At 59.6% G+C, this 12,441-nt stretch carries 12 protein-coding genes and 1 pseudogene; 4 read left to right on the forward strand and 9 right to left on the reverse strand.

Annotated elements, in window-relative coordinates; all coding sequences use genetic code 11:
- Window positions 1-90: 90 nt before the first annotated feature.
- The 7 genes from HV770_RS36380 to HV770_RS36410 form a co-directional block, all read right to left on the reverse strand.
- A complete protein-coding gene (locus tag HV770_RS36380) occupies window positions 91-435 on the reverse strand; it encodes an AAA family ATPase (protein ID WP_217468700.1) in 345 nt (114 codons plus the stop codon).
- 11 nt (window positions 436-446) lie between these two features.
- Window positions 447-1,157, reverse strand: coding sequence for an IS6 family transposase (locus tag HV770_RS36385; RefSeq protein WP_425497557.1), 711 nt, complete (start codon window positions 1,155-1,157; stop codon window positions 447-449).
- Between the two features lie 21 nt (window positions 1,158-1,178).
- On the reverse strand, window positions 1,179-1,403 hold the full coding sequence (locus tag HV770_RS36390; RefSeq protein ID WP_175166259.1) for a hypothetical protein: 225 nt from the start codon (window positions 1,401-1,403) through the stop codon (window positions 1,179-1,181).
- Window positions 1,404-1,460: 57 nt separating this feature from the next.
- Window positions 1,461-1,658, reverse strand: a complete 198-nt coding sequence (locus HV770_RS36395) for a hypothetical protein (RefSeq protein ID WP_175166260.1) — start codon at window positions 1,656-1,658, stop codon at window positions 1,461-1,463.
- Between the two features lie 1,694 nt (window positions 1,659-3,352).
- Entirely contained in the window at window positions 3,353-3,706 is a 354-nt protein-coding gene (locus HV770_RS36400; protein WP_175166261.1) for an MbcA/ParS/Xre antitoxin family protein, read from the reverse strand.
- The gene (locus tag HV770_RS39610) at window positions 3,682-4,344 is read right to left on the reverse strand and encodes an NAD(P)-binding protein (RefSeq protein WP_343048415.1); all 663 of its coding nucleotides are present in this window, start codon (window positions 4,342-4,344) and stop codon (window positions 3,682-3,684) included. The genes HV770_RS36400 and HV770_RS39610 overlap by 25 nt, the downstream gene beginning before the upstream one ends.
- 13 nt (window positions 4,345-4,357) lie before the next feature.
- Entirely contained in the window at window positions 4,358-5,608 is a 1,251-nt protein-coding gene (locus tag HV770_RS36410) for an MFS transporter (RefSeq protein WP_175166262.1), read from the reverse strand.
- Between the two features lie 113 nt (window positions 5,609-5,721).
- On the opposite strand from HV770_RS36410, the gene HV770_RS36415 reads away from it, so the two are divergent.
- The 3 genes from HV770_RS36415 to HV770_RS36425 all read left to right on the forward strand — a co-directional run bounded on the left by HV770_RS36415 (window position 5,722) and on the right by HV770_RS36425 (window position 7,821).
- Window positions 5,722-6,633 (forward strand): LysR family transcriptional regulator, encoded by a 912-nt coding sequence (locus tag HV770_RS36415; protein WP_175166263.1) that lies wholly within the window; start codon window positions 5,722-5,724, stop codon window positions 6,631-6,633.
- Entirely contained in the window at window positions 6,630-6,941 is a 312-nt protein-coding gene (locus HV770_RS36420; RefSeq protein WP_246291561.1) for an MFS transporter, read from the forward strand. Before HV770_RS36415 ends, HV770_RS36420 begins: the two co-directional genes overlap by 4 nt.
- Window positions 6,942-7,086: 145 nt before the next feature.
- Window positions 7,087-7,821, forward strand: a complete 735-nt coding sequence (locus HV770_RS36425) for an ABC transporter substrate-binding protein (RefSeq protein ID WP_175166264.1) — start codon at window positions 7,087-7,089, stop codon at window positions 7,819-7,821.
- 484 nt (window positions 7,822-8,305) lie between these two features.
- Here the strand turns inward: HV770_RS36425 and HV770_RS36430 are convergent, their stop codons facing one another.
- A complete protein-coding gene (locus HV770_RS36430; RefSeq protein WP_175166265.1) occupies window positions 8,306-9,844 on the reverse strand; it encodes an FAD-dependent monooxygenase in 1,539 nt (512 codons plus the stop codon).
- A 1,657-nt stretch (window positions 9,845-11,501) separates the two neighbouring features.
- Window positions 11,502-11,618 (reverse strand): annotated as a pseudogene (locus tag HV770_RS39990) (glutathione S-transferase); the annotation flags it as partial.
- A 109-nt stretch (window positions 11,619-11,727) separates the two neighbouring features.
- On the opposite strand from HV770_RS39990, the gene HV770_RS36435 reads away from it, so the two are divergent.
- Window positions 11,728-12,312, forward strand: a complete 585-nt coding sequence (locus HV770_RS36435; protein WP_175166266.1) for a TetR/AcrR family transcriptional regulator — start codon at window positions 11,728-11,730, stop codon at window positions 12,310-12,312.
- The last annotated feature ends 129 nt before the right edge of the window (window positions 12,313-12,441 follow it).

A 12,441-nucleotide genomic window follows, 5' to 3' on the forward strand; every position in this document is an offset into this window, starting at 1 on the left:
TTGCAATGGTCAGACGCTCTTCAGGTTGAAGTTGCTGGTACTGAGTTCTTTCGTGCATCGCAACACCTTATACGAGATAGGTGTTGCACTTCAGATTTGAGGCCGCTTAGCCTTTTTGAGCGGCGCATCTTCAAGCTCGGCCGTGCCGTGAAGGAAAAGTGCCTGCACAGCTTCGTCCGCGCTGATGTCTTCAAACTCCATACTGATTATGATCCAATGGCCCTGCCAACTTCCGAGGGCTCGACTGAAGTCGGATTCATCCAACCGGTAAGCTGCTCGCACCATGGTGTCATCCAAAAGAAGCCGGATAGCACGAAGGACGTTGGACTTGCCTGAACCGTTCTCGCCGATGATGGTGTTCACGCCCTGCTGAAACTTCAGCGTCGTGTTTTTGGCTGTGGTGCAAATTGCGGGCGCAAGCGAGAAACGGTGTATTCACCATTGCGTCATCGTGCGGAAAGGACTGACTTCCAAACAGCGGGCGCAGTGGTATCTTTGAGGCGCAACCGTGCGAGGTTGAACTGACCTTTGCGAATGCGATGGATCAACTCCACGCCCGATATCGTAATGGCCGCATTCCTGAAGTGTTTGAAGCCGAGCATTGCGTTGACCCTGGACTTGATGTTGCGATGATCCTGCTCGATCAAATTGTCCAAATACTTCGACGACCGCAATGTCGTGTCCGCAGGCAGAAACTGGTCCGCCTTCATTTCCCGCACCGCGCGGTGAGACGCAGCGTAACCGTCCAGCGTGATTGTCTTCGGAACGAGCCCTTGACTCCTGATCGCTTTCGCGAAGAAAGCCTTGGTCGCAGCGACATCGCGCCTGGCGCTGAGCCGGAAGTCGACTGTCTTTCCCGTGCGGTCAACTGCCCGGTAAAGATAGACCCATTTGCCACGGACTTTCACATACGTTTCGTCGACTCTCCATGAACGACCAGCGGATTTTGCAAACCGGTCCCAGCGCTTGAGGAACTCCGGCGCGAAGCGTTTGACCCAGCGCATGATCGTGGTGTGCGCGAGCGATAGTCCGCGCTCGGCCATTATTTCAACGAGGTCTCGAAAGCTGAGCTTGTAACGCAGGTACCAACGCACGCACAGGACGATGACTTCGCGGTCGAAGTGGCGGCCGTTGAACAGCCTGTCGATGTCTGTCAGCTTACTCATAGCCTGCGTGCGCTAGTCAAAACCGGAGCTTAACCTACTGGCTTCTCCGATTTGCACCGGAGCCTTCGCGGCCAGCTTGACGACCAGCAGGCACGACTTACTGCAGTGCTTGCGGAACTCGCGCAGGTCCAGGGCGGGCGTGACGCCGCGCTCCGGCTGGCTGAAGCATCCGTGACCGAAAGGGACGCGGTCCGCGCGCAATCGGAACAGGCGCTGCACGACATGCGAGCCGCTCATCTCCAGGAACTCGAAGCATTGAGCACCACCCACGCAGAACATGAAGCGGCGTTGCGGTCACAGGTCGATCAGGCGACGGCCCGGCTTGAGGGCGTTCAGAAGCGCGTCATGCTGCAGACCGAGGAGGCACGTGATGCGCAGCGGCAGGCCGAGGCGGCACTTTCGAAAACCCGGCAGCGCAATGAGCAGCTCATAGTCGACGTCCAGCGAATCTCGGCCGAAGCCGCCGAACATCGCCGCGTTGCCGAACGACACGAAAAGCAGCTCGCCAGCGTGATGGATGAGGCTCGCGATCTGCGCCGCGAACGTGATGCCCTCGCCCGGCAGGCTGCGTTACTGCAAGGCGAGCTCAAGGCTCGTGGCGAGCCTCGCAGGCACGTACAACCAGACCTGCACGTCGCGAAACCTGACCGCACCCGGCACGATCTGGAGTACATGGAATCGTGCAAGAACTCACTCTACGATCGGGCATCCAGTCTCCGACGGATACGAGATGACTGGAGTACCGGACAGCGTATAGCCGTGAATCGGGAACATGAACGAATCACAACCGTCATCTGCCATTGTCCCGCCCGGGTAACTATTTTGCGGCAGCTCACCAGCGACACTTTAATTCGCGAGCCGCAGGCTGCCACAGTACGGATACAGAGGGGCGCCCATGCAAGGTATAGTCCGGCCGGGTCGGCATGCCCGTGCGGCAATTCAGCGTCAGCGCCCCTAGGAATCTTACTTTGCTGCCTCTTGCGCCACGACAGGTTTCACAGGCGCTGTCACCGCTGCCCGCGCACTCTTTTTCGCCGGAATCCTCCGGGCGGGCTTCTTTTGGCCACCGACTTCTTTGCCGTCGCCTGCTTCTTCGCAGCAGCGGGTCTCGCTTTCGCAGCGAGACCACGTGCCTCATCAATCAGGAATCGTGTGCGATCTTCGCCAGCGCTAGCAAGCCATGCAGGCGTAGGACCGCGGCCACTTCACGTGGCACCGGACTTCGGGTCCCCGTATTTCGGAGGCTGCGGGCCCCGCACGTAGTTGCCGTTTGTTGCCTTCCTGGCGGCAGGTGCCGGTGTCGGCGAAACGCCATCAACGAGGAATTTGCTCCGGTCTTTCACGCTCTATGCCATACAGTGGTTCGGACGTACCAGAGCGAACGTTGACCTGGGACGAAAAGACGATCGTGAAGGTTTCAATTTCCATCCGGCCCGCAAGGCTGCGAGGGTGACGCTGATCGAAGTATTGCGAAAGGAACCCCCGATGGAGAGAAACGCTCCCTCGGCCCTCATACCGAAAGCGGCTCAGAACTAATGCATGGTAAGAGTTCGCGGAAAATTTTCGTGGGCGCGAAAAATTTGCAGACGGTGTCTGCACTAATCGCGGCGGACGAGACGTTGCTCACGCCACCCATGCCCACGGCTGATTGTGAGGCCTCGCGCGTCATCTTTCACGCACTCTGTTGATTTTGGATAATTGTTGAAGACATGCATTTGCGCCCGGCGAAAAATGGATTGCGCGATCCGTCTTCCTTCAACGACACGGCCTCTGCGGCGATCTCGGATCTTCGACCGGTTCCCCGCCTGACCCACACCGTTTCCTCTTAAACACCTGAAAGACCCCCTCAATACGTGGTTCTTTTACGATGGCTGCCATCGACAGGCCCACGTACATTTTCGAATGTGCCCCCTTGACAACCGCTGATCGTGACGACCGTCACCAGACTGCAGCCGGACGGAACGGCAAGGCGCGTCGCGAGTCGTGACGACAGATTCGCTATACACACCATCTACCCTTTCACAGGAGTTTGTATGTCGCATCCGTATCAGAATCTCATTCCCGTCGGCGGCCTTCGCCCTAAACGCGTGGGTGGTTCACAAATTCACTAAATGACCGACGTGCGGTCGGCCAACTTTCAGAGTTGGCAGGTATCGCAAGGTCCCGCCTCATGAAATGCTAATTGATTAGTCCAGAACTGGATGGCAAACGCTGTATGGCCTCAATTCATTTTTATTGATTGCGCCAATTCGCTGTTTCTCAACGCGATCCAGATATGCGCGCACCATCAGCGATCCGGCGAACTGGTACTCCTTGATCACGTCAACAGGCGTCATGCCGCCGAAGGCGCGATTACACATCTTCATCCAGCCGTACGCCACGTCCCGGTTGCGCGGAAACAGCAGACGAAGGCTCGTGTGAATGCCGAGAAGATGCCCGACACGTCCGTACTCCTCTCGCGTCGTACCGATACGAGCGCCTTCCCGGTAACGGCCCAAGGCAGCCCGCGCCACGTTCACCCGCGGCGAGCGGGTCGGCATCCACGGGCGGCCGGTGCAGTTCGACGATATCGGCCACACCGTTCAGCGCAGGAAATCGCAGTAGCACGGCCGGATCGTGATCCAGAAATGATGTGCTCGGGGCCGTCGGCCAGCCTTTCAATACGGGCGTGCGCGTCGAGCAGCCCAAACCGCGTGGCGACATGATCGAAGTGGCGCAGCAGTTCCGGCTGCGATGCATAGCGTTCTGTCCAGTTACATTCCTGCTGAAGCGCGTCGGAAAACGAGTACGAGTACTCCATACTCTCGGCGTCAACGCGGGCGCCCGGATAGCGGTTCCAGTACCAAGTACCACCGATGCCGTTGGCCGCGTCGTACAGCCGGACGGTAAGGCCGGCTTCGCGCGCACGGTGGAGCATGTACAGGCCGGCGACGCCAGCTCGACAATGACCACATCGAATGAACTGCTCTCGTTTCTCGTATTTACTCGCATTTTTTTCGTCCTTTTGATTTGGATATCGTGCTGCTGCAAAACAGAACTGATCCTTCACAAATGGAGGCGCCTGCCGTCGAGCGCCAATTCGCCGCCGCCATCTGACGCGCATTACCAAAAACTCAGAACAACGCAACGCTTGCCTGCTGTTCACCCCTTGGTCGAAGATTCGCAAGTGCTCTGACATTCCCGCGCCGCGCCTACAATGCGGCGCCGGCGCGCGCCGCGCTGCGCTTACGCCTATACGCAAGCATCATCAGGAAGCTAAGAAGGAAGCTGAAGCCACCTATCAGGAGCAGGCCGATCTCACCAAAGACCGGGAGGAGATTCGTCAGGAAGCCCGTGACAACCCAGGCAACCGCCATGACAGAGCCAGCCACACCGAGCGCCCATCCTTGCCGCTCCACCTTCACGGCGTCCGAAAAAGCCGTGTACATCGTCGTATAGGCGACCATGTCAAAGCAGCCCACCAGCGTTGCGAGGCACCACAGCACGATTTCGTGGGGAAAGAGTGCCGAGAGGATCTGGCAGACGCCGGCGACGAGAAGACCCGTCTTGGCAATGTCGACGACGCTCCAGACTCGCAGCATCAACCGGACAATGACCATCAGACCGAAGACGAAGCACACGCCAATCAAGCCGCTGAAAAGACCGAGCTGGGAGCTCGTGTAGTGGAATTTCGTCTGCAGCAGCAGCATGATCGTTTGCAGATAGAGGCCGTAGCCCACCTGCATCAGGAAGAAGACGATCGACAGGAAGGCGACGCTTTTGTGCATCGCTGCCTGATAAATGATCCGAAGCGGAAGCATCAGATCGACGCGTGCCTGACCGGACGGCAGCGCGGTATCGCGATAAGAAGTTGCGGTCCAGATCGCGCAGATCACCGAGAGCGTACCGACGAGAAGAAACGGTGTGCCGTAGTTGAAGACCGGCGATACCGTGTGATCCGACGTCACGCCGCCGAGCACTGGCCCAACGATCACACCCGCGCTGAATGCCAGTGACATGATGCTCATGTTGTACGCCTTGTTCTCCGGCGTACTCATGTCTGTGATTGCAGCCTGTGCGATGCCTTGGCATCCAGCCATCAGGCCACTCAGGCCTCGCCCAATCAGCAAGAGCCAGACGCTCGGCCATAGCGCGCCGAGCGCCATCAGCAAGTAGCTCACAGCGAGACCGGACACGCAGAGGAGCAGGATCTTGCGGCGCCCGTAGCCATCGGACAGCTCACCCATAAGCGACGAGCCGAAGAACATGCACAATGGGTAGATGCCGTATCCCAACCCGAGATAGAAGTTGCGCAGCTCAACGCTGGTGTCAGCCGGAAGAATGCCGGCGCTGGGGTCGCTGAAGATAGCCGACATCATCGGATAGACCAAACCGAAGCCCATAGCGTCGATCGCAATCGCTAACAGACATGGGCCCAGGAGCTTCAGGTTGAGTTTTGACATGTTGGCGTTTCGGGGCGGGTAGATGTTGGTCGCTACAGTAGCGTTCACCCTGGTGACCCGGTAGCCTAGGGCGGGCGATAACACTTATCGGAGAAGCTGATAGGATTCACCGCATGGATATCCTGGCGGCGATGCGAATATTTGTTCGGGTGGTCGAGCGCGGCAACATGTCGAGGGCGGCGCGCGACCTTGGAATTGGTCAACCGGCCGTGAGCGATCGTGTCGAGCGTTTAGAGGCGCATCTCGGTGTTCAGCTACTGCGCAGAAGCACGCGGGCGGTGTCCTGCACCGATGAGGGCACGCTGTTCTACGAACGCAGCAAGCAGGTCATTGAGGCCGCCGAGGAAGCGTGTGCGGCAGCGCGGCACCGCGGTCACTCGCTTCGAGGGGTACTTCGAATCGCGGCCCCCCAAGGACTTGGCGAAGTGGTCATTCCTCAAATCCTGATGGGCATCCGGGAGCAACACCCCAAACTTAGCATCGATCTGATTCTGAACGACCAGATCGTCGATCCGGTTACCGAGGGTGTTGATATCTCGTTGAGGCTCGGCCAGCTCGGCGAAGGCAACTACATCGCACGGCAGATCGGCCGTGTGCGCAGGGTCCTTGTCGCTTCTCCCGAATATCTGGCACGCAACCCCGTACCGCAGGATCCAGAGCACCTCATCAACCATCCGTTCATTCGGGTAATGGGCGTTTTTGGCGACGGCGTCATTCGGCTGCTCGACACCACTGATTGCCTCGTGTCAGCCCAGATCAAGGCAGTGGTGAACATGAGCCACTGGCGTCCCGTATACGAGTCCTTGATCGCGGGCGCGGGCATTGGTGTGCTGCAAGAGCCTGTTTGCGCGCAAGCAATTGCCAGCGGTCGGCTAGTTCGCCTACTCCGAGGCTATACGGTACCCGGGTTCGATCTGCACGCTCTCTTTACCCGTCCCATTCCAACAAAGACGCGCACGATCATGAGCGTCCTTGAAAAGGAGTTGCCGGCGGCTCTCGAACGCCTCAGTTGCCCTGCTCAGTGAATTCTCCTTCGCATGCGCCACTGTTTGCGCTTTGTCTGAGCGGCAGCACCTATTGGGCGCTGATTCAGGACACGGTTCCAGGTCCGAAGCTCGGCAGTGTCGGCGGCTGCGTGCATGCGATCGCCAACTGCGCGGGCATCGTCGGACCTGTAGTAACGGGCGTTCTCATCCAGCAAAGCCACACTTTTTTCAGCGCGTTCGCCCTCGCGGGAGGCATTGCGCTGGCCAGCGTGCTCGCTGTGATGATCCTGCTCCGGCCGCGATCCGAGCGGAGGCTGCAGCCGAGCGAAGCGGGAATCGTCCGCTGAACTCATGCACGATTTCATTGAAAAGCTTCGGCAGTCGTCGCCGCGCAAAGTCCCGGGCGACGTGTACTCACCTCACACAAGCTCGAGGATGCCGTGATAAGTCTCCTCGGATTCAAGTCAATCAAACTGAAAACATCGACACAGCATGAAATTCGACTCTTCCGTCATACAGGCCTTCACGCCAACGGGCAGGCTGCGAGCCTCCATCAATCTTGGCAACCCAATCCTTGCGGGGAAAGATGGGTCCGGCGCACCGTCTGGCGTCTCCGTCGACCTTGCGCGTGCCTTCGCCGAAAAGCTCGGGGTCGAACTGGAACTGGTGATGTTCGAGTCGGCAGGACAGTCAGTTCAAGCCGTCAGCGAGGAGCGTGCGGACTTCGGCTTCTTTGCCGTAGACCCCCTGCGCGGTGAAACCATTGCATTCACCGAGCCATACGTGTTGATCGAAGGTTATTACATGGTGCGCGACGCGTCGCCCATCCGCAGCAATGAAGACGTGGATCAGCCTGAGCATCGGGTCGTGGTCGGCAAGGGCAGCGCTTATGACCTGTTCCTCACGCGAGAGTTGAAGTACGCGCAAATCGTGCGCGCGCCGACCTCACCCACCGTAACGCAGATATTCCTCGACCAGGACCTCGAAATCGCTGCAGGGGTCAAACAGCAACTCGAAGGAGACGCGCACCGCACGCTCGGGCTGCGTCTGCTCGACGAACGCTTTATGGTGATCCGGCAGGCAATGGGCGTGCCGCTAAGCCGCGGGACGGCGGCCGTCCGCGCGTTGCACACGTTTGTCGAAGAAATGAAACGTTCTGGCTTCGTCGCGCAAGCGCTCGCGCGCCACGGCATCGCCGGCGCATCCGTTGCACCGGCGGCGGCTTAGCCGCGCGGAAAAAATGCAGCCCTCGGTTGGTCGCGCGATGGCTGACGCTTGCAAACGTCGCTGGACAGTCATCGCAGGAATGGATGGCGATGCGAAGCGAGCGCAGTGAGGGGCAGTAGGGACCCGGAGGTGACCCGAAGGTCAGTGTGCCCACGCTGCTCTCCCGCTGACAGGATTCGCTCGTTGACGTCATCCTGACCACCTTTCCCATCATCCATGTGATTGGCCCGGCTGTTCGCCCCTCTCGGACCCTTAAGGCGGCGCTGGTCGCTCTGTGAGCCTCGGCGCCCTGCTTCGACGTGGGTGCCACACGGGTGCCTACGATCCCTGGGCAGCACCATGCGGTCGGCGCGTGATGGTGAGCGCCGGATGATGCAAATCGGTCTCGACGCGCCAGTTTACTGGCGTGTTTCATTTCCTCCGTGATGTGGCGCTACCCGAAAGTGCGGTTCAAGCCACCTTGCACGTCACAGGCTGCCACTCTTCAGGAACGGACGTCCCGTGGCTCACCAAACCACCGTCTAAGAGCTTGAGCGGCTTCTTTATCGCCTGCGGCGCCAGGACTGGCCCAGGCGATGATGCCGTCTGGCCGCACAAGCACGGCACTCAAACCCAGTCGCTCCTTTGCATCACCCGGGACGTAGCCGAGCCGATCTCTCCACCCTTCCGCAAGCGTCTGAAGCGCTACGCTTGCGTTGAAGTCCAGCAGCAAGCCACGCCCGTCGCGGAGGCGCTCATTTAGCGTCGTCCCGTCGATCAGCTCAAAATCGGGAGCACTACGGCCTGCCAGCGGAGAATTTACGCCGAGATGGTAGCGTATGCCAACGCCCCACGTGCGCTCGGCGAAATAGGTCGCGCCATCCCGCGTGTCGATGAGATCGCGGATGATCGCTTCGAGCGCGCGCGAACTGTTGTTCGGCCGTATCAGTGCGACCTGTGCCCGCGACCAATCGAGAATTTGCCCAGCCACTGGCTGCCGCTCGCGTGCATAACTGTCGAGCAGACCGTCCGGTGCGTCGCCTCGAAGCGTAGCAGCGAGTTTCCAGCCGAGATTCATCGCGTCGCCAAGCCCGAGGTTCAGGCCCTGACCTCCAAGCGGCGAGTGAATGTGCGCGGCATCCCCTGCGAGAAGCACGCGGCCTTTCCGATATTCGGTTGCCTGAAAGGCACGATCGGTCCAGGTAGTCGCAAATTCAAGCGCAGTCACTGCAACGTCGGTGCCGGAAATGCGACGCAGCACTGTCTCGATATGATCGCGCGTGACCGCACTGGCCCGATGAAAGGCGCCTCCATCGAAATCGACCATCGCGACCGTGCCGGGCGCAGCATAGGTGTACATGCCCGTCGCGGTGTAGTGGCGCCCCGGCGTGAGCCTGTCGGGATCAGCGAGCACGACCTGCGCCGAATAGCCGGTGAACTCCGGATCGGTCCCGGTAAAGCCGATATCCGCCGCCTTGCGCACTGTGCTGCGTGCGCCATCGCAGCCGACGAGCCAGCGTTCCGTAAATAACTCGCCGGCCGCATGGACGATTACGCCGTCCTCCGAATGGTCTAGGTCCTCTACGCCGATGCCGCGCTTGATTTCCACGCCCAAAGCGTCCGCCCGAGCAGCCAGAACAGCCTCGATACTCTCCATCTCGACTGCAACGTTGCTGACTGGCCCGGGCAGACGATGCGGCCATTTCGTGCTGTCGATCTGATCGTGGAAAAACTGGATACCGGCGAAATGACCACCCGCACGACGCTGCTGTTGCATCCAGGGTGCAGCGGCCAACGTTTTAAGGGTGGCCGCGCGATCCTTGAGGGCATCCAGAAGGTTGCGGCGATCAAGGCTTTCGATGGTTGGAACCGAAAGACCGCGCAGCCCGAAGGGAAGTTCCTTCAACGGCGAATGGGCTTCGTGTGCCCGTTCAAGGACCAGCACCGAACAGCCTGCAAGCCGCAGCTCGCAGGCGAGAAACAGGCCGACGGGCCCGCCTCCAGCTATCACAACGCCATACGAGGGTGATTGATGTTTGTGCACGAGCGACTCCTTTATCGATGTTCGACCGGAGCGTTTCTCATGTTAACCGCCGCACGGACGAACGGTTGGACGCCTGAACAGCGTCCTATGTTCGTCGTGGAGATGTTCTGCACGAGGCCAAAGACCAGAGCTTTCGTTACCGAAAGGACTTGGGCTTACCGAACCAAGCCTGCCTTTTCCGACATGGCCTCGATCGTATCACGCACGTCAAACTGCGACGGTTTGTGCTTCGCCTCATCTAAAACACGACACGCGCTGGAAGTCAGATCTCGTGAGAAGCATCGCGGAGGAACAGGGCGCGCGCCCCCACCTCTACGATAGAAGTAATCGCCGGCAGCAGTTCCGTTCTAGCGATGTCAACCCCTACTCCACGGACAGGCAATATCGCCATCACGCTGCGCCCGATCACGCCGCGCGCCCCGCGGTCGCGCGGCCTGCCGCCCGGTACCTTCGCGGTGATAGTCGGAGCGTCGCGCCGTAACCCGGAAAACCGACGCGGTTTATAATTCGTACACCGATGAGCTCGGGAGAGCGCAAACGGCACCTGTAATCGACCATACCTGGCCGCCCATCGTCCACTGGTGGTCGGTCAACGATGCCGACGCTTCCACGAACGATTTCTCGTCGGCACCATCGCGGCGAAGTTTATGCGATGCGAGCCTGGCTTCCTGGTCATGAAACGCTAAGTCGGTAGCCGGATCGCCCGATGACACTGCCATATGTCTCCCTCTGAGCGGCGCAGGGAATTGTCTGGTCGCTCTCGCGTCGCACCCGACCGATGAGTGTTATCTAGCACTGGTTGTCGACGGAGATTAGCGGCGCAGGATTTCAATGCGGATCGACATTCAATGCCCCACTGTGGTAGTTGCGGGGCGTGAAGCAAGCCAGCCAGCGACCGCGGTCGACCACGGAACGTGTCGGTTTGCGCAATGCGGTTCGCGGCCGATGCAGTCGACTGCAAAATCCATAACAACCCTGACGGCTCGCTTGCGAAGCGATAGTCACCAGCAAATTCCGGGAGGACGAGTCGCATATGCAAGAATTGCATGGAGATCGACTCTACCCGCGTCGATCCGTCGCACGAAGGCCGCCCTCTTCTTGCGTGACCATCCGAATGCGAGGTGTCCAACGCCCCAACGTCGGCGAACTGGCGAGCTCCCGATAACCATTTTGAGGGATGACTAGGAATCCCAGAAAGCCTGCATATGCGGCGCAAAGCGATAACTTCCAAAGGGGGGAGGCACGCTAACGCGGACGGTTCCGGAAAGCGCGACAATATACGCAGCGACTGTGTCCTTTGCCAACGACGGCGGGACGAGCGCTGCCCGGCAGACCGCGCCGGTTGCGTTGCGGGCGCGCCAGCATCGGCGATGAAGACGCGTCCATTCCCGCCATGCAGGCGATGCCCCCACGCTTTTTGACGAGCTGGCTGTGACACCGGCGCGACCCTTCTTCCATCGCCAGCAAAGCTGGTTGATACACCCCTGCAGCGCCCCTTCGAGCCGTCCAGTGCCCCTAAAAAAAATAAACCGCTCGATGCTTTAGCTTTTGGAATCATGGTGTCGTTCGGCAGTATGCTTCCAGCCCCAGCCAGCTCGGTTACGCATTCGGGATCTACACCAAATAAGCGACGTTTTTGTTCACTGCTGGCCTGATGCAGTCCCGGCGTATCGTGGTGAAAATAGACGCTAATGGCGTCCAGCAACTCCGGCTCGGCGCGCTTACTCACGTGTGGGGCATGCCCTTTCGCGCGGCGTCCGCCGGTCCGCATCGGAACGGGTGGGCAAAAATCGGTCTCAGCTACCTAACGTTTGTTAGCATAAGCAATGGAGGGTATGATGTCCTCTGGGTCTATATCGATTTTCCTGATGCGAGGCGTAGCAGTGAAGAATGAAGGGAGTTCAAGTTCAAGGGAGCGAATCCTGGCGGCCGCCACCAAAATTGCGCAGGCTCATGGCTACAACGGCCTGAATTTTCGCGAACTCGCGGAAGATGTCGGTATCAGGGCCGCCAGCATCTACCATCACTTTGCCAGCAAGGCCGATCTCGGCGCTGCGGTAGCGAAGCGTTACTGGGAAGACTCGGCGGCCACCCTGGACGCCCTGTTAGCCGGATCCCCGAATCCGGCCCGCGCCCTCAGCCAGTATCCCGCCACATTTCGCACCGCACTCGAGCGTGGCAATCGCATATGCCTCTGCAGCTTCATGGCGGCAGAAAGCGATGACCTCCCGCAAGTGGTGATGAAAGAAGTCCGGAGCTTTGCCGATGTTAACGTTGCGTGGCTAAGCCGTGTCCTGGCGGCCGCAGGCATCGTCCGTTCCGAAGAGACCGAAGAGCGGGCTCGCGCCATCTTCGCCGCTGTCGCCGGCGCTCAACTTGTCGCCAGGAGCCGCTCGGACATCGCACTCTACGACGCATTGATCGAGAGTTATCGCGTGGCCGGGCTCATTCCGGCATCGACGTTTTAGTCTTCCGTAGCTCAGCCTTAGCTCATCCGAGTACGGTACCGAGCATCGTTCGCAAGGCGATCCCGATACAGGCCTCAGCGACTGCAGGCAGGACGGTCTTTGCCAGACGTGGGCCGGCCGGCGCCAGTA

The organism is Paraburkholderia fynbosensis, assembly GCF_902859935.1.
GTDB classification, from domain to species: domain Bacteria; phylum Pseudomonadota; class Gammaproteobacteria; order Burkholderiales; family Burkholderiaceae; genus Paraburkholderia; species Paraburkholderia fynbosensis.